The sequence below is a fragment of the Candidatus Paceibacterota bacterium genome (genome assembly GCA_035452965.1).
Taxonomy (GTDB): Bacteria; Verrucomicrobiota; Verrucomicrobiia; order Limisphaerales; family UBA8199; genus UBA8199.
The window spans coordinates 102,774-123,797 of sequence record DAOTCE010000002.1 but is presented as its reverse complement, the minus strand read 5'-3'; the positions used below and the strand labels follow the sequence as shown (position 1 = coordinate 123,797).

Here is a 21,024-nt window from a genome sequence, read left to right as displayed (position 1 = left end):
TCACCCTGGCCCACGTGCCGGAAACGATTACCGTCTCCCCGGGCGACCACGGCGGAGCCATGACCAACGCCTTCCAGCACACCGGCTCAGTTGACATCGGTGACCTGGATGTATGGAGCTTCTCCGCCAACGCCGGCGACGCCATTGTGCTGCGGATGGGCTCGGTCGGCTACAACCCGTGGATTCGGCTCTTCGGACCGAACGGCGCGTTTATTGCGCAGGCGGTTGACGGCAGCTTTGGGGTGCGCGATGTAGACCTGCGCATTCAGGCCACCAACAGCGGCACCTTCACGGTGGCAGTTGGCAGTTCGACTCAAAACGGCACCGGCGCTTACATCCTCACCCTGGCCCACGTGCCGGAAACGATTACCGTCTCCCCGGGCGACCACGGCGGTGCCATGACCAACGGTCTGCAGCACGCCGGCTTCCTTGAGATTGGCGATCTGGACGTTTGGAGCTTCCCGGCCAGTGTCGGCAACGTCATCGCCTTGCGCGTGGGAACCACCAACGCTTACAACCCCTGGATTCGGCTCTTTGGCCCCACGGGGATATGGCTGGCGCAGGGCGTGGACGGCAGCTCCGGCATTCGCGATGCCAACCTGCAGTTTCAGGCCACCAACAGCGGCACCTTCACGGTCGTGGCGGGCAGTTGGACTCAGAACGGCGCCGGGTCCTACATTCTGACTCTGGCAAAGTCGCCCGGGCACGTCGCGGTCGCGCCCGGCGACGAGGGCGGGGCCATTACGAATACGATTCAGTACACCGGCACTGTGCAGGTGGGCGATCTGGATGTATGGAACTTCCAGGCCTGCCGCGCCAGCGCCCTCAGCCTGACCTGCGAGGAATTGTCCGGCGGCGGCGGCTTCACCCCGCGGCTGCGGCTGCTGGGCCCGACCGGCGCCCTGCTGGCGTCGGTCCAGAACGCCACGGCGCCGGTGATCAACTACCAGACAACCAACAGCGGCAGCTTCATCCTGATCGTGGATGGCGGCGGCCTCAACAACACCGGCACCTACCGCTTGACCGGCGCGGGCTTTGCCGCCGAGGGCCTGCGGCTCTGTCCGCCCGACGTCGTGAACGGCGTCCTGGACGTTACCGGCATTGGCGGCCTCGCCGGCGTGAACGGCATTCTCTACCACACCACCGAGGTTGAAACGCCCCTGGGCGGCTGGACCCCCGTCCTGACCAACCTCTTCGACCAGGCCGGTGTGTTCACCTACACCAACCTGTTCAACCCGGCCGAGCCCGGGCGCTTCTTCATCCTCGAGCAGCAATGACACCGCTGTCACAATCGAGCGCCGTGCGGAGACAGCCGGATAAGCACCCCTGAGCCAGAGCGCAGAGCTGCTTGAGGGACTGGCGGTGGCTTTAAGAATAAGATCCTGCTGCCTCGCACAGTGATGCCGGGTGTTCTGACAATTGGAACGCTCCGCAGGAAATCTCCGGATAATTCTAACGATCTCAGCGCAATCGTGCGTTTAGCCCTTGCGCGAAGATTTAGTTCCGGGCCCGGGCCGCAGTGTGAAGCTCGTGACGGTGTTTATGAGAAACAAACCCACGGCCAATGCGCTCGCGATACCCCCCCATTCTCGCCCCGGAGGCCACTTCACCACCTCGCTTCCAACACGGAGCGTTACCGCCAAATGCAGCAGTAAAACGTGGGAGTAGAACGCAGCCCGGAAGGACGGCTGCAGCACGAGGACGGCGGGGAAGATGACGGGGGCGTGGCCGAAAATCATTGAGAACGCGAAGCCCAGAAAGAACGAGTGCAGCACCGCATCGTAACGCATGCCGGATTCGAGCGGGAAAAAGGCAACCATCAGCACACCTGCGACCGCGAGCCAGCCGTAGCCGGCCAATAAGCAGATCGCCATGAAACGCGGCAGGCCGGGTTGTCTGATTGTGCGTCGCGCCAGGTCGAAGCTCCCCAGCCAGGCGGCCAGGGCCAGCAGGCTCAAGCCAGTCAGTCGCTCCCCGGCGACCCGGCTTAGCGAGGACAGGATCACTCCGCCGCCAAACAGGCCCAGGGTGCCATAAAGCAGGGGCGTTGAATACCGCGACGGCTTCTGAAACCGGCTCAGGTCGAGTCGTTCGCCCACGATAGTCAATGTCAGGAAGGCAATCCACCACGGCACGACACGGCTGATTGGCCAGTCCGCCCGCCAAAGCAGGTTGCCCACAGCCCAGGCCAGCGCGCCGGCTGACATCACCACGGTGAAGGTGGCCCTTTGCAGCCTTACCACCCAGAGACTCACCGCCCAGAACCAGAGGCTGCCCGCCGTGATCAACAGCATTGGCACGCGGCCCAGGGCACCAGCCATTACCATTGCCGAGCCCGCCCCGGTCAGTAGCGGCGCGATGTAGGGCCACCATCCTCTCAGACCGACAGCGCGCTCCAGCCCAATCACCGTGCCGAGAAATCCGCACACCATCAGTGGCCCGTGGAACGTGAGCCAGTTGGCGTTGCCGCCGGGCAACGGGAGGTTCAGCGGAATGCGCACCAGCCCGCCCCAAACACCCGCCAGCAGACTCGCCATCCCCATCAGCAATAAGGGCAGCAGCCCCAGCCTCTGCTTTCCTTCCGTCGTCATGCGCCAAACCCAAGTAGCAGGTCCCGCGTCAGGCAGTCAACTTCTCCGCCCACTCATGCCGAAGCTGCCGGGTCCGGCGGCCTGATTATGGCAGCAGGGCTTTTGCCTGGGGGACGCCGTCGCGGTGGACGATGAAAGCGAGCACTTTCAGCTTCACATAGGCACCGTGCAGAAACACAGCGCCTTGATTCCCCCCGCGCCACGCGACCTTGCCTGAATCCTTGGAGAGGAACCAGTCTTCGCCGCCTATACGGGTCGCGCCAATGATGTGAATGGCGTGATCGTCGTCGGTCGCGCCGTTGCGGAAGCGCAGCTCGCGGGCGGCCTGCGTAATCTCGCCCGCCGGAGTGTCAAACTCGGGGATTAGACAGTAGCGGCCGGTGGTTTGGTAGCTGGGCTCGGAGTTGTCCATCGTCACGGCGAGGGTGAAGCCGCCGCGCAGCGCGCTCTGGAACGCGTCGTAGAACACCATCAGCGGCACATTGAAGAAGTTTGTGTTGTGCCGCCAGTTGTCCGGCACCTTCAACTCGGTAAACGTGTTGAACGGCGCGGACTCAAAAGAGGTGACCATCAGATAGTCCGGCCACGGCAGCCGCACGACTTCGGCAAGGAACGACTTGGGGGTATGGGTCTTCCCGCCATAGGAGAAAGCCTTCGGCGGCTCGCCGAGGTGCTGATTGAGGATCTTCTTTACCCGGGCGAGCACGCGCGCCTCATCCCATTGACGATGCCGCCTGACTTCCTGCATGCAGTCCTCCAGTTCGGCGTACAAACGCGTTTGGTCCAACCCCTGGCCGTCGGGTGATCGCTCATAAACGCTGGCGGGCATGGCGCCGTATTGCTGGCAGGTCTCCATCACACCGCAGAAGATGTCGCCGGGCGAGAAGCGTGACTTGCCTTTAGTCCGCACATACTTCCGTGCCTTCTCGACGTATTGCCAATAAACGGGGTACATCACCGACAGCCGCACAGACGGAAGCTTCAAGCGAGCCATCTCCGATTCCAAAAAGGAACAGGTGGCATAGCTCCAGCAGATATACGTGTTGCCCTGGTTCAGGCACGGAAGGCTGGGCGCAGCCTGGAACTCGGCGGCGCTTTGCGGGTGCGGCGTCTTGTCCAGGGCGGTGCGCACCCGCCCCTCCATGGTCTGGGCCGAGGCAGGCAAGCACAACGCGAGGCCACACAAACACAACGACTTGGTAAACAAGGCAGCAGGTTGCATTGGTCCACTGTGCCCGGAAAAGGCTCTGAAGGGAATCTCATTCCATTTCCCGCCTTCCGCCTGCTGGAAAAGAAGGGTCTACGAACAGAATGCACTGCGCGCTGAGCGCTACTCTGCCAGCGGGATTCCCTCGTCCACCAGCATCACGGGAATGTTCTGTCGGATGGGGTAAAGGTACTTTCCGTCGGCGCGAATCAAGCCGCTGTCAATCTTATCCTGTACCGGCTGGCCGGCGCGATTTTTCAGCGTGCCGGCCGCAATTTGCCCGTTCAGCTTCTCAATAACCGTCGTGTCCGCCGCCCGCACCTCCTGGCGTGTTTCCGGGCAGCACAGAACCTTCAGTAGATCAGTATCAGTCATCTTAGCAGCAAAGGATCCAAGGCGCGCCGGGCTGCCTCGTAAACCTCCTTCAACGGCACGCGCGCCTGTTCGGCCAGCTTCTTGCACGATTCGAATTCCGGCGCGGCTTGGAGCACCCTGCCATCAAGCCGGCCGACCTTTACCGAAACCGGGCCGTGCGGCGTCTGCACAGTCACAAACTCGCGCCTCAGCTTGCGTCGTCCGGCGCTATAACGGCGGACGCCGAAGGCGCTGGTCTCGCGCATCAGCATCTCCGCGAATCTCTCCGCATCCGCCTCGGCGCACAACACGGTCAGCAGCACACCCGGCCGGTTCTTCTTCATTTGAATGGCCGTGTGAAATACGTCCAGGGCGCCGGCGGTGAGCGCCTTCTCCACGAAGTTGCCCAGCACCTCCGCGTTCATGTCGTCCAGATTCGTCTCCAGCACGACAATGGTGTCTGTTTCCCAATCATGCCCCCCGGCGCCGGCGACAGGCTCCTGGTGCCCGGGCCTCGATTCCCCGAGCACCGCCCGCAGCACGTTGGGTCGGGTGCGGTTCTCGCGACTGCCCAGGCCGTAGCCGATCTTCTCCGCGACCAGGCCCTGCATGGGACCGAAAGTCTCGACCAACTCCGCCAACAGCGCCGCGCCCGTAGGGGTAACCAGTTCGTTGGGTTCTTCGCATTGCGAAAGGGGAATCCCGCGCGCCCCCAGAATCGCGAGCGTCGCGGGCGCGGGAATGGGAAAGCGCCCATGCGCGCACTCGACCCAGCCGGCGCCCTCGATCACCGCACCCGCCATGACCCGCGGTTTGCCCAGGATTTCCAGCGCGATGCAGGCGCCGGTGATGTCCACAATCGAATCCACCGCGCCAATCTCGTGGAAATGCACCTGCTCGGGCGGCGCCCCATGAATCTTCCCCTCGGCCACGGCAATGCGCTGGAAGACGGCCAACACCTTCTCTATCACCCATTCGGAGAGACGGCATTGATCTACGAGTTCCCGGATCTGCGAGTATGTCCGGGCGTGCTGGTGCGAATGCGTCTGGCCGTGAGTTTGTAGTTGTTGCGTATGGACATGATCACTGGCGAGATGCACGTCAAACTTAACGCCTTCCAACCCCCCCTTGCGTCCCCGTGTCACGTGCAGGTGATACTCCTCCAGCCCCAGCTTCTTGAGTTCCCGCTCCAACGTGCCGGCCTCGACCCCCAGGTCAATCAGCGCGCCGATGAACATATCGCCGCTGATGCCGCTAAACAGGTCGAGGTATAGAGTTTTCATGCTAGCCCGCCGCCAGCGCGTTGATCTGGCTCGCCGCGTAGCCGGCCCCGAAACCATTGTCAATGTTCACCACCGTCAACCCGCTGGCGCAACTGTTGAGCATGCCCAATAGCGGCGCCAGCCCGCCAAAGCTCGCGCCGTAGCCAACACTCGTCGGCACGGCGATCACCGGCTTGGACACCAGCCCGGCCACCACGCTCGGCAGCGCCCCTTCCATGCCCGCCACGACAATCGCCACGTTCGCCCGCTGGATGGTCTCCAGGCGCCCGAACAGCCGATGCACGCCGGCCACGCCCACATCCGCAATCCGCTCCACGCGGTTGCCCATGATCTCGGCGGTAATCGCTGCTTCCTCGGCTACCGGCAGATCGCTGGTGCCGGCGCAAATCACGGCGATCGTCCCGGCCCGCCTGGGCAGGGCCTTCCTTTCAATGGTCACGCACCGTGCCAGCTCGTGATGCACCGCCAGCCTGAACCGCCGGCACAGGCGGCGCGCATGCTCGGGCCCGACGCGGGTGACGAGCACCCGCTGCTCGCGCGCAAACAGCCTCGCGGCAATTTGCGCGACCTGGACCGGCGTCTTGCCCTCGGCGAAGATGACTTCCGGGAATCCCTTCCGCAGCGCGCGGTGCGTATCCACCGTGGCAAAGCCGAGGTCCGCCACCGGGGCCGCCTGAAACTTCCGCAAGACCTCGTCGCGGCCCACCCCGCCCGCGCGAAACTTCTCCAACAGCTTGATTGCTTCCGTTGCGGTCACGCCCGCACCTTGCCACGAAAAGGCCGTCCGGTCACGGCCAAATTGACGATGACCGGTGGTGGTGCCGGAACCGCTCCGCCCCGCTGCTCCCTACCGAAGCTTGTCCAGCAACAGCGGCGCCAGCTCGCTGATCTTCACCCGTTCCTGCTTCATGGTGTCGCGGTCCCGCAAGGTGACCGTGTCCTTCAACTCCGGTCCCTGCTCGCCGAGCGTGTCAAAATCAACCGTCACCCCGAACGGTGTGCCGGCTTCGTCCTGCCGCCGGTAGCGCCGCCCGATCGCGCCGGCTTCGTCGTAAAACACGGACATGTGCGGCCGCAGCAACTCGCGCACCTCTTTGGCCTTCTTCACCAGCTCCGGCTTGTTCTTGAGCAGCGGGAACACCGCCACCTTGATCGGCGCGATGCGCGGATGGAAGCGCATCACCACGCGAGTCTCCAGCTTGCCCTTCTCGTCGGGCGCCTGGTCCTCGCAATACGCGTTGCAGATCAGCGCCAGGGCCAGCCGATCCACCCCTGCCGACGGCTCGATGACATGCGGCACATACTTCGCCTTGGCTTCCTCGTCGAAATACTCCATGGACTTGCCGCTGAACTTCTGGTGCTGCGTCAGATCGAAGTCACCCCGCGCCGCGATGCCCTCAAGTTCCTGCGTCCCAAAGGGAAACTTGTACAGGATGTCCACCGTCGCCTTGGCGTAGTGCGCCAATTCCTCCTTCTTCTGCCAGTACTCGACCAGCGTATCGCGCTTTAGCCCAATGCTCTCATACCACTGCAGGCGCTGTTCTACCCAGTATTTGTGCCAGAGCTCCCAGCCCCAATTGGGTTGCGGGTCCCCGATTGCAGGTTGAGCACCGGAGAGGCTGGCAACCGAGCCAGCCAGCTTCTGCACGACCTCGTCCGGGCGGATGAAGTACTCCAGCTCCATCTGCTCGAACTCGCGCGACCGAAATGTGAAGTTGCGCGGGTTGATCTCATTCCGGAATGCCTTGCCGATCTGGCAAATGCCGAACGGCACCCGCTGGCGCGCCACTTCCTGCGTGTTCTTGAACTGCACGAAGATCGCCTGCGCCGTCTCGGGGCGCAGATACGAGATGTTGTCCGCGCTCTCCACCGGCCCGACATAGGTCTTGAGCATCAGGTTGAACGGGCGCGGCTCGGTCAGCAGGCTGCCGTTCTCGGGATTGTAGCGGGTGGTGTTCTCGACCTCCTCAGTCCGCTCGCCCTGAAGCGTGGGGTTTTCAATCCCGCGCTGCTGGTAGAATTGCCGCGCCACCTTGCGCGCGTACTCGGCGTGTTTGGCCGTCGCAATGAGCACGGAGAATGCGTCTTTGGACTCTTTGCCGGAGCCGCCCTCGCTCGCACCGGTGTAAAAGTAGGCCGTCCCGCTCAGCGGCTCGACCTGGTCGGCCCGAAACCGCTTCTTCGTCAACAGGCAGTCCACCATCAGGTCGCTGAACGTGCTGGTGTGGCCGCTGGCCTCCCAAATGCGCGGGTGCATGATGATCGAGGCGTCCAGCCCCACCACATCGTCGCGCAACTGGGTCATCGAGCGCCACCAGCACTCTTTGATATTGCGCTTCAGTTCGGCCCCCAATGGACCGTAATCCCAGAATCCGTTCAAGCCCCCGTAGATCTCCGATGATTGGAATATCAGTCCCCGCCGTTTGCACAGCGACACGATCTTCTCCATCAAACCGCCAGATGTTGATTCAGCCATAGACCGGGCAGTCTCTCACAGCGCCCCCGCATGTCAAGATGACCACAGCGCCGGCTCGGGGGGCAAAGGGGAACTCTCCAGCGTGGCAATAAAGGCGGCCCGGGCTATGGCGTCCCAGGCCGCCTCCAACCCAACCCACTATGAAATGCAGGACGACGTCTCTTGCGTGCGCCGGCCCGCCGGATGCAGGGAAACCGGCCTGCACCCAATTGGGTGAGCGCATAATCCGTGCCAGTGTCAAACCCTGACCAGGCATCGGGCAGCCTCAGCCGCACCCTTGCAACCGCGTCCGGAGAGGACATCCCCCGTGAGCGCACTCGACTGCCACTGCGAAGAGACAAGCCAGAAGCGGCTTCCACTATCCCCGCCGAGATGGCTTGCTGCAACCTTGCGGGCCGGCAATCGCCTGCTTTTGCTGCTTGCCACACTCGATCGCATCCCGGAAAGTCACCCGGAACCGCCCTCGGCTCCAATGAGTCGCGAGTGCGTGCGCAGGCAACGGATGCAACTTATTCAGCCCAGTTAACCTAAGCCAAGGAACACCAACATGCTCAAAACCGGCATTCTCAACCCCCAAATCCTCTCGCTCCTGGCGCGCGTGCGCCACACCAATGCGCTGGTCATCGCCGACCGCGGCTTCCCCTTCTGGCCGGACCTTGAGACGGTGGACATTTCCCTCGCGGATGACATCCCGACCGTCCTGCAGGTTCTGGCCGCGCTCCGGCCCAACTTCAGCGCCGCCCAGGCGTTCATGGCGCGCGAATTCCTCCGGGAGAACACCCCGGCCACGCGCGCCTTGTTTGCCCGTGGCCTGCAGGGCATCCCAACCGCCTACGAACCGCACATTCAGTTCAAGAAACGAGTGCCCGGCGCCATCGGCCTGATCCGGACCGGGGACACTGTCCAGTACGCCAACATGGTGGTAATCTCCGGCTGAATAAAAATGAGCGGCCCTTTTCAGGGCCGCTCCGCGTAGTGCCACATGACTCGCCTCCTATTCCGAGTCATAGTCGTTTCGCCCTTTATCTAACATAACCCCATAAACCCCGCTATGGGGTGTTCACCCCATATCCTGCCCACCCCCGTCAGTGCCCGATCTTCCGGGAAATCCACTGTTTTCGGGCACACAGGAAGCCGTCCGGAGAATTCGCCGGGAGCGCGGCGTCCGTGAAATCAGAGCCCCAGCGGGAGTCGAACCGACTGGAATGGTCGCTGCCGGGGAGCAGCTTGCAGCGCACAAGGGAGTCTCACCATATACACGCCGTATCCACACCGTCTCCACACCGTGGATACAGCCTTGACATCCCCGGGGTATCCGCGGCAGACGCCGGAAGCCGGATTCGTCACAAGTGCAACAGCCACAGTGAGTTGCGCAAAATCGGCGCCCGCCGGACCAATTCAAGCCCCAATGACCGCACCCGTTGACGGCAGATAAACCATCCGGCAACGAACCCAAAGCGACCTGGATCGAACCTGTGCGAAAGCCCACAAATCGCTGCCGAAACCGCGAAGAACGACTTTCGGCGTGCGCGCCGGCGCAGGCGGCGGTATCTTCCGCCCCACTCATGGCTGTCATCAAACCCTTCGCCGCGTTACGACCGAAGCCTGACCTGGCTGCGCGCATCTGCGAACTGCCCTACGACGTCATGTCCACCGACGAGGCGCGCCAGGTCGCCGCCGGCAACCCCCTCAGCTTTCTTCATGTCAGCAAACCGGAAATTGACCTGCCACCCGCGACGGACCTTTACGCCCCGGAAGTGTATGCCAAGGGCAAAGAAAACTTCCGGCGCCTGATTGCCGACGGCGCGCTGGCGCAGGATCAGCGACCGCATTTCTACCTCTACCGCCAGGTCATGGGCGCGCACAGCCAGACCGGCCTGGTCGCCGCCGCCAGTTGCGAAGACTACCTCCAAAACGTAATCAAAAAGCACGAGCTCACCCGGCCGGACAAGGAGGACGACCGGCTGCGCCACATCGAGGCGCTCGAATCCCAAACCGGGCCGGTGTTCCTCGTCTATCGCGCGACTCCAGGCATGGACGCCCTCGTCGCCGGGCAAACCGCCCAGCCGCCGGCTGTTGACTTTACCGCCGCCGACGGCGTGCGCCACACCGCCTGGGTCATTGCCGATGCCGCGCGAACCCAGTTCGTCGAGGCCGAGTTTGGCCGGATGCCCTGCCTCTACATTGCCGACGGCCACCATCGCTGCGCCGCCGCCGCGCGCGCCTATCGCACCCGCAAAGGCGCCGGCCATAGCGCGTTCTTCCTCAGCGTCATCTTCCCGCATAACCAGATGCGGATTCTCCCTTACAACCGTGTGCTAAAGGACTTGAACGGCCTTTCCCCCGCCCGGTTGCTCGAGCAACTCGCCGCCGTCTTCGCCCTCAAGCGCCCCGGCGCCGCCAGCCCGGCACACAAACACGCGCTTGGCCTCTACCTCGCCGGTCAATGGCACCACTTGAGCTTCCTCCCCGGCTTCTCTGCGGCGGCGGACCCGATCGAGCGGCTCGACGTCACCCTCCTCCAGAAGCACGTCCTCGAACCGATCTTCGGCATTGCCGACCCGCGCACCAGCAAGCGCGTCAACTTCGTCGGCGGCATCCGCGGCACGGCGGAATTGGAGAAGCTCGTCAAGACCGGCGAATACGCCTGCGCTTTCTCCATGTTTCCCACCAGCATCGAGGACCTAATGGCCATCGCCGACGCCGGCGGCATCATGCCCCCCAAGAGCACCTGGTTCGAGCCCAAGCTCCGTGACGCCATGTTCTGTCACATGTTATGAACGCCGAGCCGAAGCACCGCAGGTGGCCGAAGGTGCTTGCGGGAACAGCGGTCGCCTTGGCAGGCCTGGGTGGGTGCCTGTTCCTTTACTGGAGTTGGAACTACCCCTACGGCATGAGCCATTGCTGCATCAAGGGTGTCGGCTTAGCTTTGGTCACCTACGCAGAGGACCACGGCGGTCACTTCCCTGCCGGCGGCGGCACTCCGGAGGCATCCCTCAGCCTCCTCTTTAGCAACTACATTGATGCCTACTGGCTGAGCGGCAAGACAGTTCCGCTTGAGGTGGTAAAAGCAACACTGGCCGGGGAAGGCAAGTTGGGCCCCGACTCGTGTGGCTGGCACTATGTGGAAGGCTTGACGCAAGCAGACGATCCGGAGATTGCCATTCTGTGGGACAAGGTCGGTTTGGGACACAATGGCGGACGCCTGAAAGGGGGCGGCCATGAAGTCGCATTTGTGGACGGAAGCACACGACTCATTCGAGGAGCAGGGTGGGCTGGTTTTCTGGAGAGACAGAAGCAACTCCTGGCACAAAGAGCCGAACGCTCGAAGCTGGGGCTGCCAGCCTTGACAGGCAAGATCCGGTTTCCGGATGGCACGGAAGTCTCTGAATACGAAGGCCCCTACACACTGCATCGCGAATGGGGAAGCGAGACCGGTAGCAGAATCAAACTCCAATGGATGCGCTTCAACGCGTCCGACGGCCCTTGCATGTTGAGGCTTGAATTGCCCGCTCGGCATCTGCGCTCCAAACCGGTCCACGTGCAGGTCTCCTCGAACCGAGTTACCCCGGACTCGATTGTCTTTGAGATGGAGCCCTATTGACTGGTGTCCTCGCGTTTTCAGTTCCAAAGCCTCCTGGCGGGCGACACGCTCATCCTGGCGCTCGCCCCAATGCAAGGCGTTACCGACCTTCCGTTCCTGCGGCTCATGGCCGGCTTCGGCGGCGCGGACATCTACTTCACGGAGTACTTCCGGGTCTATGCCACTTCCCGGCTGAACAAGCACGTCCTCAAATCCATCACGGCCAATCCCACCGGCAGACCGGTCGTCCCGCAGATGATCGGCAACGACATCCCCGCCCTGGTGCGCACCGCCCACGAACTGCAGCACCACGGGGTGTCGGCGGTGGATTTCAACCTCGGCTGTCCCGCGCCAGTCGTCTATCGCAAAGGCGCGGGCGGCGGCCTCCTGCGCGATCCCGCGCGCGTGGATGCCATCCTCGGCGCCCTGCGCGACGCTCTCACCGTCCCGCTCACCGTCAAGACCCGCCTTGGTTTCGATTCCGCAGAGGTCTTCCCGGCGCTGCTGCGGTGCTTCGCGAGCCGCTCGCTCGGCCTGCTCACCGTGCACGCCCGAACGGTGAGAGAGATGTATCGGAGCAAAGTGCATTACGAGTTCATCGCCCGCGCGGTTGCCGAGGTGCCGTGCCCGGTCCTCGCCAACGGGAACATCTATTCCGCCCAAAAGGCCGCTGAGGTGCTCAAGCTCACCGGCGCCCGCGGCTTGATGATCGGCCGTGGGGCCATCCGCAACCCCTGGCTGTTCCGGCAGATCCGGGAGCACCAGCGCGGCGAGCCGGTCTTCCTCCCGCGCGGCACCGATGTGCTGGCCTATGTGCGCGCGCTCTACGAAGCGGTCTGCTCACCCGCCGCGCGCGAGTCCGCGCAGGTGCAGAAGATGAAGAAATACCTCAACTACCTCGGCGTGGGGGTGGAGCCGACCGGCCAATTCCTGCACCAGGTCCGCCGCGTCACGACCACCGCCGGACTATTCCGCGTCTGCGAGGAGTTCCTCGACCACGACCGCCCGATGCCGCTGGAGCCGTTCCCCCTGGCGCTCAAGGAACGCGACCTGATGGCGGGCGAACAACTCTAAGCCTCGTAGCCTTCTCACCCGTACCGATATGGCCGCTCCATCGCGAAGGCGTTCGGCAGGTGGCGCACCTCGCGCACATTGCCGTCCCGCAGGAGCACCTCCACAATGTCGAAGCGAACCTTGACCCGCGGGTTTTTCAACAGGCGCAGGTAATCCAGCGCGGCCCGCGTCAGCCGTCCGCGCCGCTTTTGATCCACCGCCGCGGCGGGCCGCGCCCATTCCTCCGACGAGCGGGCCTTCACCTCGATGAAGACCAGGCAATCCCCCTCCCGCATAATCAGGTCAATCTCGCCCCGCGGGGTGCGGTAGTTGGCGGTGAGGAATTTAAGGCCCTGGCGCTGGAGCTGCTTCCTGGCCGCGCGCTCCCCCAGTTCGCCGCGCCGCAAGTGCGGCGGCTTCTCGTTCCTGTTCCACAAGGATTTGATGCGCGCAGCCAGGTTCATGCGATGCCGGATAGCGGTTGCGTTGCTCGCAGCCGGGACCTTTCTATATCGAGCCCGAGCGGAAGACAAACCAAATGCGCCCGCTGGTCCCTGACGCTGCTCAGGAACGAGCGGAAGGGATGAGAGAAGGATCCTTTGCGACCGGCGCTCCCCGCGTCGAGCCGTGCCGGCTAAGGCATCCAGAGACTCGCGATCAGGCGAAAAGGAAGCTCCTGAGTGTTAAACCCCGCAGCCCAGAGTGCGGGATCGAAGGCCCGGGGGTTTCTCTTGGCGCTCTGCCATTTAACGTGCCCATCCGTAAAGAGCGCGTTAAGACCGGACAACCCTCCGTCCTTGTGCGGCATAGCGTCGAACGACTGCACAATATCGGTCGAGATGCTCCTCATGGGATCGAGCGTGGTGATCTTGTGCGGGCCGGCAACTTCAGTGGTCCCATTGGCCCTCTCCGCCCCAAACTCGGCGATAACGTAGTCGCGGTTGCTGGGGCTGACAGTTATCCAGGGCAGGCCGACGAATGTCCCGCTCGGCACCAGATCCTTGCGTTGAGGAAGGTAGCTGTAGCAAATGCGCACCCGGCCCACGCTGCCACTGGGATCCGTAGTCGGCATGGACGGCCAGCTTGACACTTGCGTGTAATACTCGTAGGTGTACATCTGGTTCTGCCGGCCCTGGCCCGGGCAGTAGAACACCTTCGCGTTGGGGACGGCCTTGGTGCGCCATAACAGGCCCATACCGTAATACCCGGCATACACCTTCCCGGTGCCGGGGGTGACGAAACAGGGGTCCAGCGTCCGCCCCGGATTGCCCGCGCTCCAAAGGACATAGGGCACGTAGTCATTGCTGTCGCTGGCATACATGTTGACGCCCAGGCCGATCTGCCGGAGGTCATTCGCGCAAGCGGTGCGCAGCGCCCGTTCCTTGGCCTTGCTCAGGGCCGGCAGCAGCAGCGCCGCCAGAACCGCAATGATTGCGATCACCACCAGCAGCTCGATCAGCGTGAAAGCCCCCTTTGGCGGACGCTCGTCAAAGCGCCGCTCGCACTGGCCTCTCGACCAAAACCTTAAAGTCTGGGCTGGTCCCATAAGCCGCAGTGAATATTACCGCAAGCGGCGTGACAGTCAAGATGTACTCGACAATTTCAGCGACAGTTATTGACCCCACGCAACGCCGCAGAGGATTGCTTTGATTGCGACTTGGCCCCCATCTATAACTGCCGCGTGCGGAAGACAAACCAGACCGTCCCATGACCCTGGCCCCCGCAACCCGAGTCTGCCCCGTGTGCGGCCATGACGACGCCGCGGCCTTTGTGCACAAGGGCGAGCTTCGCCTCCTCCGCTGCCGCCGGTGCGCCATGATCTACGCCAATCCCGTGCCGGCCGAATTCGCCTCCGGACAGTACTACGATGAGGCCGGCGCGGAGTATTACCTCTCCCCGGCCAAGCTCGAAAGCGACTACGCCCCCGTGCGCTTCCAGCGGGAGCTGCGACTCTTCCGCAAGCACTGCCCGGCCGGCGCGGTGCTGGATGTGGGATGCTCGACCGGTGCCTTCCTGTTCCAGTTGAACCAGCGGTTCCCGGGCTGTTACCGGGTGCTCGGCACAGACGTGAGCGGCCCGCCCCTGGACTACGCCGAGAAACGCGGCGTGGGCGTCGTGCGCGGCAATTTCCTGGAGCACGACTTTGGCGAAAGGCGGTTCGACGCCGTAACCTTCTGGGCCGTTCTGGAGCACCTGCTCGAGCCGGCACGATTCCTCGCGAAGGCCGAGCAACTACTCAAGCCGGGTGGCCTTTGCTTCGTGCTGGTGCCGAACATGAAGTCACTGGCGGCGCGGCTGCTCGGGGCGCGCTACCGCTACGTCTACCCCCAGCACCTCAACTATTTCACCAGGGCGACACTCACAAGGCTGGTGGAGCCTCGTTTCTCGGTCCTCCAGTTCCATTCCACTCACTTCAACCCGCTGGTGCTCTGGCAGGACTGGCGCGGCGGGGGCAGGGAAGTGTCGAACACGGAGCGCGCCCAGCTCCTGCAGCGCACCACCGCCTGCAAACAAAATCCGCTCCTGCGCCCGGTGCGAGCTCTTTACGAGGTCACGGAGAAGGCGCTGGCGGCGCTGCACCTCGCGGACAACGTGGTGGCCGTGCTGCGCAAGAAGGCCTGACTTCAGGTCGAAAACAACTCCAGCGGTGTCGTCACGGGACGAAAGGGAGCAAAGCTGCGGCGATGAATCGGGCAGGGGCCAAGTGCCCGGATGGCGGCCAGGTGTTGCGGTGTGCCGTAACCCTTGTGCTCGGCAAAACCGTAGCCGGGGTAAAGCTGGTCCATCTCGCGCATGAGGCGGTCGCGCGTCACCTTCGCCAGGATGCTCGCGCCGGCGATGGAGTAACTGCGCGCGTCTCCCTTCACCAGTGCCGTGTGCGGGAGAGGCATGGACTTGACCGGCCGGCCGTCCACCAGCACATGCTCGGGCGGCGGCTGCAGTTGCGCGAGCGCCTGGTTCATCGCGCGATGTGTCGCCTGGAGAATGTTGATCCTGTCAATCAGCTCCACTTCCGCGCTCGCGATAGCGTGGCGGATTTCCGGGTGCGAGGTCAGGATGGCGTAGTAATCCTCGCGTTGCGTTTCGCTCAGTTGCTTGGAGTCATTAAGCCCGCGGAGCCGGCTGTCCAGGCCCGCCTCGGCCCAGCTGCAGGGAAGCACGACGGCGGCGGCAAACACCGGACCGGCGAGCGGGCCGCGGCCCGCTTCATCCACGCCGGCAACGAGCTTGAAGCCCTTTCGCCACAGCTCGCGCTCGTGGGAGAGCCGGTTCCAGACCTTTGCGTTCAATGCATCTCGACGTCACACGTGCCGATGCCCTTGCGGTAATAGTTGAACTGCACGTTTGGATGATCGGCAAGCAGCGACATCGGCACGGCGGCATCCGGCAGTTTCTTGGCGATCATCAGGCAGGTGAGCCGCTGGCCGAAGGGGTTGTCATGGTTGCCGGCGTGCCAGATGGAGACTTTCTCCGCCTGCCAGGTTTCGACCGGCCCGACCGAAATGGCCTGGGTGGGCACCAGTGAGATGTTCCCGCCGCCGGAGGTGCGCGCGTTCTGGGCGATGGTCAGCGGATGCAGGTCCACCACGCGCGTGGCCAGCTTGCGGTAGTCCGCCGGCGCTGGCGGCTGGTCTTTGAACTTGCCCGCCCGGCGCGGCGGATCGTTGAAGGCCCAGTGCTTCACGTCACCCTGGCCTCCCTGCATGACGGCGCAGCGGACGCCGGCAGCCCAGCTCTTGCGGTAGGCGGCGGTGTTGCCTTTCGGGAAATGCAGGTTCGCGTCCGGCATCACCAGGTCCTTGCGAACGCGGCTGAAACAAAGCTCGCGGTCGGCTTTCTCGAACGAGAGCGGATGCGTGGGCGGCGTTTCCTTGCCGTTGAGGAACCATTCGTCCATGCCCCAGAAATGGGCGGAACGAACGTTTAGGTTCAGGTCATTGACCAGGCGCGCCACCAGCGGCAGTTGCTCGGTTGGGCCGATGGGCCCGCAGATGCCCACCGGGTTGTCGGCCGAGGATTGCCTCCAGGCGGTGATGTATTCGAGCGCCTCGGCCAGGTAAAACTCCTCGATCGTGTCGTAGAGCACGACCTTGAAGCCGGGCCGGGACAGCTTGAGCATCTTCTCGGGCGTAAGCGCGGCCGCGTCGCGGATGATGTCGGCGTCGAGCGTGGTGTAATCCCACCAGTCGGGGGCGATAGAACTGAGTTTGCGTGCCATAAGTCAGAGTGGTCTTAGTTGCCAATCACGAAGGTTTATTCAGTAGCCTTTCTGACAGAGCCGTTCGTAAGCTCTATTCACCAGGTAGTTCTTCCCCAAAGCCGCCGCCAGCGGGTCGGCGTCCGGTCCGCAGAAGCCGCGATGCAAGTGCCGCCGCCAGCCCTCGGCATACTTGAATTGCTTCGACAGGCGCCCGACTGCCCGCGCCATGTCTTCCACGGCCAGCAGGTAGGAGTTCATGCCCTGGCTGACATCCAGCCAGTTCTGCTGGCTCTTATGCGCCGCGAGCGCCTGGAGCTGGGTCTTGTGGGTGGCCGTGGTGTTCACGAAAGCGCCGGGAATAATGCGGCGCCGCAACTGGTCGCAAAAGCCGTACGGCAACGCATGATAAATGGTCGCATCGTAATCCGCTGTCGGGCGCGGCGGCACCGTTCTGAAGTTCGGCATGCCGCGCGCGAATACCGCCGAGACCACCAGTCGCGAGGTGTTCATGTGGTCCTCCATGTAGTCCTGCGGCGAATGGGTCAACACGATCCCCGGCTTGACTTCGCGAATGACGCCCGCCAGCGCGCGGAGTTGCTCCACGCTGTAAAGGATTTCCAGGTCGTTCGTGAAGCTCGGGTGAAAGTGCGCCCCGAGAATCTTGGCGGCCGCGCGGGCTTCGGTGTTGCGGATGGAGCGGAGCATCACGCTGTTGTACTCGGCGCTGCCGCAGTTGCCGTTGGCAACGGTCAGGTAGTGAGTCTCATAGCCCGCCTGCTTGAGCAGCAGCAGCGTGCCGGCCATGTAAAACTCGATGTCGTCCGGGTGCGCCCCGATGGCAATGGCGACTTTACTTCGCATACTGGTTCACCTCCGTCATTTTCACCGGCCGCCCCAGCTCCGCCGAACGGTCGGCGGCGAAGACCGCTTCGTGGGTGAGGACCGCGTCGTCCATGCTGGTCAGCGGCATTTCCCTTCCCTGCGCCAGCGCGTTGAAAAAGGCGTCAAACTGCGCCTGGTAAGGGTGATCGGAAACGTCGCCCGAATCCACCGGCTTCACCGCCAGGGCGCTCCACGCCGCCTTGTTGGTGCCGAGGTCGGACGAGTGAAACTTGTTGTCGAGCAAACTGCCTTTGCTGCCAACCAGGTGCGTGTGGAAATAGTACGGCTGCAGGCAGTCAATCGAAGAGGTGCACTTGCCCACGGCCCCGTTCTTGAACTTGAGAATAGTCACGGTCGTGCTGGGGTATTCGTACGGCGCGAACAGCTTGTTCCTTGACTTGCTGCCGTAGCTCATGACTTCGACAACCTCGCTGCCCAGACACAACAGCAGGGCGTCCATGGCGTGGCAGCCGGCTTCGAGCAGCGAGCTGCCGCCCTCGTCCTTGTACCGGCACCACCGGAACTGGGCATACCAGGGACCGATGCCGTGGTAGTAGTCCACCTCCCCGTAGTGCACGTGTCCCAACAGACCGCGGTCCAGGATAGTCTTGGTGACCTGGAATTGGCTGGCGTAGCGGCACTCGAAGCAGACGCAGGTCTTGACCCTGGCCTGCCGCACGGCTTTCTGCATCGCGCGCAGTTCCTTGAGCGAGAGACAGAGGGGCTTTTCCAGGATGAGGTGCTTGCCGGCCCGGGCGGCGCGCCGGACCTGGTCCAGCCGCTGCGTGGGAAAGCCGCACAACGAAACGACATGGATGTCGGGATCGGCCAGCATGTCGTCCAGGTCGTTATAGACGCTGATCGGGCTGCCATACTGGGCGCTGATCGCCGCCGCTTCCAACTTGCGCGAGGAGCAGACGGCGGTGACCTGGCCAAGGGTGGTGGCGTTGATGGCGGGGATGTGCGCCGTTGCCACCCAGCCGTAACCAACGATGCCGACGTTATACTTCTTCATGGATCAGGAGCAGAATTCAGTTGCGCCGAGACGCTAGCCGGCATGGCACTACCTTTCCGCCACTTTGTCAAACACAACGTGCGAGAACGTGCGAGGGCCCAGCGCGTATGCATGAAGGCGCTCGGGCATCTTGCTCTCCTTTTGGACGGATGGAGAAGGATCAGACGACGCGCTGGACTGAACTGCGAGGCGTCGGAGCCTCTGCGTGTTGACGGATCGCCCTCTCCGGATAGCATCGGGGTGTGGAAATTCGCAACGCGATCGGGCTCATTAAGCAGGAGGGCTGGCATCTGGCCCGCAGGCGCGTCAGTTTCCGACACTTTAGACACGCAGCCAGGCGCCTCGGGTGGATCCTGTTGTCCCTGGTGTGTTCGAGCCCTCCCGCCACCGCCCAAACCAACACCCCATTCGACGGGCGGCCATGGAACATCTCCAGCGGCAACCTCTCCGTTAGCTTCATCCAGGCTTCGCCCATCGGCGCCTTCCCGCGGCCCGACGTCCTCGAACCGCCGCCTTCGGTAGAAACGCAGGTCCAACTTAAGCACCTCGGGTTGGTGGCCAACGAGGACTACATCGCCTGGGGTGCCGTGGAGCGCGAACCCGGCCGCTGGGACTGGCGGCAGCATGACGCGGTCGAGCAGGCCCTGCACAAGGCCGGGCTAAAGTATGTGGTGTATGACTGGGTGCACTTCCCGCCGGTCTGGCTGCGCGATCAGCAGAAAGAGAAACGCGCATTGATGCGCTGCCTCGAACACGGCCAGGAGGCCAACTACCTCTCGATCTATGACCCCCGCACGATCGAATGGTATGACCACTTCTACCGCAATCTGCGCGACCATTTCGGCGACCGGATTGACGATGTCTATGCGTGCATCCTCGGGCCCTACGGCGAGGGCAACTATCCGCTGCTCGTCCCGGACTGGGTGAAGATGGGCCATTGCCATGAGGGTTACTGGTGCGGCGACACATATGGGGTGCAGGCTTTTCAAATCGCCATGAAGCGGCGTTACAGGGAGATCGCCCGGCTCAACGCGGCCTGGGGCGGCGACTATCGTTCCTTCGATGACGTGCGCGTGCCCCCGGAGCTTGCCGATGAGAAGTTCAAGCCCACGCCGGCAGCTTTCCCCACCGCCGCCGCCAGGCGACGCTGGCTCGACTTCATCGCCTGGTATCACCAGGCGATCATTGACTTTGCCGAACAGTCCGTCCGCACGGTGCTGAACTACTACCCACCCGGGAAAGTGCGGCTGAAACCCGGCGGCAATGCGGGCGGCGTCAACCCGATTGCCTGGGGCACCTACTGTCCCGGCTACGCGAAAATGGCGCAGCCCTACCGGATCGTGCTCCAGCCCGCCGACTGCCGGGGCGCGGTCTTCGGCGACAAATGGATGGGGACCGCCTACCAGTTCTACGGCGTCAAGGAATGCACCGAGCCCGCCGGCGACCTGGACCAGACGGGCTTTGTGCGGCGGATGTTCTCGGATGCCGCCTCCGGCGCGAGCCAGCTTTTCAGCTACCAGTTCGCGACGCACGCGCCGGATATCCGCAAATACATCCACCTGTTCACAGGGAAACCCGGCGAGACGGAAATCGCCGTTTACTGCGCGACGACGCTCTATCGCCTCGGCGGGAACCTCGAACCCACCATCCAGGCGGCATACCCGCTCCGCGACCTGTGCGATTTCGATGTTCTTGATGAACTCCTCATCGCCGACGGCGCGCTCACCACTAACCGTTACACGGCGCTGGTCATCTTCCAAGCCGACATCGTTGACCAACCCATCCTCGACAAGATTGACGCCTACCGGCGCGCCGGGGGAAAGGTCATCGCAGCGGGCCACGATCCAGTTATGAACGTGGAAGGCACGCCCTGGCCCGGCGCCGAACAACTCAAACGTGTCGCCCCGCTCGCCAAGGACCGCGCCTGGCTAAGGGAATTGTCAGCCCAGCTTGCCGGCCGCAAAGGCGTGGACGGCCAGCTCGACGGTCTTTGGGTCTGCCGCCGCGGTAGCCAGGTGTTTGCATTCAACTCCGGCGCCAAATCCGTCGAGACCACACTCGACGGCAAAACGTTTGCCATCGCCCCCTATACCATCTGGAGTAATCACCCGCTCAAGCCCAGTGACTGATCCCAACGCCACAGCCGGCCGCCACCTGGTTTGAAACAGCGAGAAGACCTTCGTTACCCCAGCGGTTTCCAGCCCATCCGCTCTCCAGTCTCACCATTGGCTCGTGTATGCCGCCAGTATGTCTCCAACCATATGCCCCATGTCGAAAGGAGTGAGGAATCCTCCGCACTTGCCTTGGCGAACAGACGGAAAGTGCGCACCTGCCGCCACACCCGAGGGTGAGTTCGCCAGGCCGGCCGCCCGCGCTCAC

General features: G+C 63.3%; 19 protein-coding genes. 7 read left to right on the top strand and 12 right to left on the bottom strand.

What is annotated here, in order from left to right; all coding sequences use genetic code 11:
* Positions 1-1,277: PPC domain-containing protein (locus tag P5205_02560; GenBank protein ID HSA09229.1), on the top strand; the 1,277-nt coding region annotated here is incomplete at its 5' end.
* A 201-nt stretch (positions 1,278-1,478) separates the two neighbouring features.
* Here P5205_02560 and P5205_02555 read toward each other — a convergent pair.
* The 6 genes from P5205_02555 to P5205_02530 all read right to left on the bottom strand — a co-directional run bounded on the left by P5205_02555 (position 1,479) and on the right by P5205_02530 (position 7,911).
* Positions 1,479-2,591, bottom strand: coding sequence for a hypothetical protein (locus P5205_02555; GenBank protein ID HSA09228.1), 1,113 nt, complete (start codon positions 2,589-2,591; stop codon positions 1,479-1,481).
* Positions 2,592-2,676: 85 nt separating this feature from the next.
* On the bottom strand, positions 2,677-3,813 hold the full coding sequence (locus P5205_02550; GenBank protein HSA09227.1) for a peptidase C1: 1,137 nt from the start codon (positions 3,811-3,813) through the stop codon (positions 2,677-2,679).
* Between the two features lie 108 nt (positions 3,814-3,921).
* Positions 3,922-4,173, bottom strand: a complete 252-nt coding sequence (locus P5205_02545) for a hypothetical protein (GenBank protein ID HSA09226.1) — start codon at positions 4,171-4,173, stop codon at positions 3,922-3,924.
* A complete protein-coding gene (gene larC / locus P5205_02540; GenBank protein ID HSA09225.1) occupies positions 4,170-5,435 on the bottom strand; it encodes a nickel pincer cofactor biosynthesis protein LarC in 1,266 nt (421 codons plus the stop codon). The genes P5205_02545 and larC overlap by 4 nt, the downstream gene beginning before the upstream one ends.
* 1 nt (position 5,436) lies before the next feature.
* Positions 5,437-6,192, bottom strand: a complete 756-nt coding sequence (gene larB, locus P5205_02535; GenBank protein ID HSA09224.1) for a nickel pincer cofactor biosynthesis protein LarB — start codon at positions 6,190-6,192, stop codon at positions 5,437-5,439.
* Between the two features lie 90 nt (positions 6,193-6,282).
* Positions 6,283-7,911 carry a glycine--tRNA ligase gene (locus P5205_02530; GenBank protein HSA09223.1) on the bottom strand — a complete coding sequence of 543 codons (1,629 nt, stop codon included), beginning with the start codon at positions 7,909-7,911 and terminating at the stop codon, positions 6,283-6,285.
* Positions 7,912-8,458: 547 nt separating this feature from the next.
* Here P5205_02530 and P5205_02525 point away from each other — a divergent pair.
* From P5205_02525 to P5205_02510, 4 genes are all read left to right on the top strand, one after another.
* A complete protein-coding gene (locus P5205_02525; protein ID HSA09222.1) occupies positions 8,459-8,848 on the top strand; it encodes an RbsD/FucU domain-containing protein in 390 nt (129 codons plus the stop codon).
* 628 nt (positions 8,849-9,476) lie between these two features.
* Positions 9,477-10,691, top strand: coding sequence for a DUF1015 family protein (locus P5205_02520; GenBank protein HSA09221.1), 1,215 nt, complete (start codon positions 9,477-9,479; stop codon positions 10,689-10,691).
* Complete coding sequence (locus P5205_02515) at positions 10,688-11,515, top strand: hypothetical protein (protein ID HSA09220.1); 828 nt, start codon at positions 10,688-10,690, stop codon at positions 11,513-11,515. Before P5205_02520 ends, P5205_02515 begins: the two co-directional genes overlap by 4 nt.
* 3 nt (positions 11,516-11,518) lie before the next feature.
* On the top strand, positions 11,519-12,568 hold the full coding sequence (locus P5205_02510; protein ID HSA09219.1) for a tRNA-dihydrouridine synthase family protein: 1,050 nt from the start codon (positions 11,519-11,521) through the stop codon (positions 12,566-12,568).
* Between the two features lie 14 nt (positions 12,569-12,582).
* Here the strand turns inward: P5205_02510 and P5205_02505 are convergent, their stop codons facing one another.
* Positions 12,583-13,011 (bottom strand): YraN family protein, encoded by a 429-nt coding sequence (locus P5205_02505; GenBank protein ID HSA09218.1) that lies wholly within the window; start codon positions 13,009-13,011, stop codon positions 12,583-12,585.
* Between the two features lie 170 nt (positions 13,012-13,181).
* The gene (locus P5205_02500) at positions 13,182-14,093 is read right to left on the bottom strand and encodes a prepilin-type N-terminal cleavage/methylation domain-containing protein (GenBank protein HSA09217.1); all 912 of its coding nucleotides are present in this window, start codon (positions 14,091-14,093) and stop codon (positions 13,182-13,184) included.
* Positions 14,094-14,254: 161 nt separating this feature from the next.
* Between P5205_02500 and P5205_02495 the strand changes: the two genes are divergently transcribed.
* Complete coding sequence (locus P5205_02495) at positions 14,255-15,169, top strand: class I SAM-dependent methyltransferase (protein HSA09216.1); 915 nt, start codon at positions 14,255-14,257, stop codon at positions 15,167-15,169.
* 2 nt (positions 15,170-15,171) lie between these two features.
* Here the strand turns inward: P5205_02495 and P5205_02490 are convergent, their stop codons facing one another.
* From P5205_02490 to P5205_02475, 4 genes are read right to left on the bottom strand one after another with little or no spacing between them, the layout of a single operon-like run.
* Positions 15,172-15,837, bottom strand: coding sequence for a ribonuclease HII (locus P5205_02490; protein ID HSA09215.1), 666 nt, complete (start codon positions 15,835-15,837; stop codon positions 15,172-15,174).
* A complete protein-coding gene (locus P5205_02485) occupies positions 15,834-16,766 on the bottom strand; it encodes a glucosamine-6-phosphate isomerase (GenBank protein ID HSA09214.1) in 933 nt (310 codons plus the stop codon). The genes P5205_02490 and P5205_02485 overlap by 4 nt, the downstream gene beginning before the upstream one ends.
* Before the next feature lie 39 nt (positions 16,767-16,805).
* Positions 16,806-17,609, bottom strand: coding sequence for a PIG-L family deacetylase (locus P5205_02480; GenBank protein ID HSA09213.1), 804 nt, complete (start codon positions 17,607-17,609; stop codon positions 16,806-16,808).
* Positions 17,599-18,645, bottom strand: coding sequence for a Gfo/Idh/MocA family oxidoreductase (locus tag P5205_02475; GenBank protein ID HSA09212.1), 1,047 nt, complete (start codon positions 18,643-18,645; stop codon positions 17,599-17,601). Before P5205_02475 ends, P5205_02480 begins: the two co-directional genes overlap by 11 nt.
* 242 nt (positions 18,646-18,887) lie before the next feature.
* On the opposite strand from P5205_02475, the gene P5205_02470 reads away from it, so the two are divergent.
* The gene (locus P5205_02470; GenBank protein HSA09211.1) at positions 18,888-20,774 is read left to right on the top strand and encodes a family 14 glycosylhydrolase; all 1,887 of its coding nucleotides are present in this window, start codon (positions 18,888-18,890) and stop codon (positions 20,772-20,774) included.
* Positions 20,775-21,024 lie beyond the last annotated feature (250 nt).

Excerpts from the sequence above, each read along its gene's own strand:
- P5205_02555 (HSA09228.1), bottom strand. The coding sequence starts at position 2,591 with ATGACGACGGAAGGAAAGCAGAGGCTGGGGCTGCTGCCCTTATTGCTG.
- P5205_02550 (HSA09227.1), bottom strand. The coding sequence starts at position 3,813 with ATGCAACCTGCTGCCTTGTTTACCAAGTCGTTGTGTTTGTGTGGCCTC.
- P5205_02545 (HSA09226.1), bottom strand. The coding sequence starts at position 4,173 with ATGACTGATACTGATCTACTGAAGGTTCTGTGCTGCCCGGAAACACGC.
- larC (HSA09225.1), bottom strand. The coding sequence starts at position 5,435 with ATGAAAACTCTATACCTCGACCTGTTTAGCGGCATCAGCGGCGATATG.
- P5205_02530 (HSA09223.1), bottom strand. The coding sequence starts at position 7,911 with ATGGCTGAATCAACATCTGGCGGTTTGATGGAGAAGATCGTGTCGCTG.
- P5205_02525 (HSA09222.1), top strand. The coding sequence starts at position 8,459 with ATGCTCAAAACCGGCATTCTCAACCCCCAAATCCTCTCGCTCCTGGCG.
- P5205_02520 (HSA09221.1), top strand. The coding sequence starts at position 9,477 with ATGGCTGTCATCAAACCCTTCGCCGCGTTACGACCGAAGCCTGACCTG.
- P5205_02515 (HSA09220.1), top strand. The coding sequence starts at position 10,688 with ATGAACGCCGAGCCGAAGCACCGCAGGTGGCCGAAGGTGCTTGCGGGA.
- P5205_02505 (HSA09218.1), bottom strand. The coding sequence starts at position 13,011 with ATGAACCTGGCTGCGCGCATCAAATCCTTGTGGAACAGGAACGAGAAG.
- P5205_02500 (HSA09217.1), bottom strand. The coding sequence starts at position 14,093 with ATGGGACCAGCCCAGACTTTAAGGTTTTGGTCGAGAGGCCAGTGCGAG.
- P5205_02495 (HSA09216.1), top strand. The coding sequence starts at position 14,255 with ATGACCCTGGCCCCCGCAACCCGAGTCTGCCCCGTGTGCGGCCATGAC.
- P5205_02485 (HSA09214.1), bottom strand. The coding sequence starts at position 16,766 with ATGGCACGCAAACTCAGTTCTATCGCCCCCGACTGGTGGGATTACACC.
- P5205_02480 (HSA09213.1), bottom strand. The coding sequence starts at position 17,609 with ATGCGAAGTAAAGTCGCCATTGCCATCGGGGCGCACCCGGACGACATC.
- P5205_02475 (HSA09212.1), bottom strand. The coding sequence starts at position 18,645 with ATGAAGAAGTATAACGTCGGCATCGTTGGTTACGGCTGGGTGGCAACG.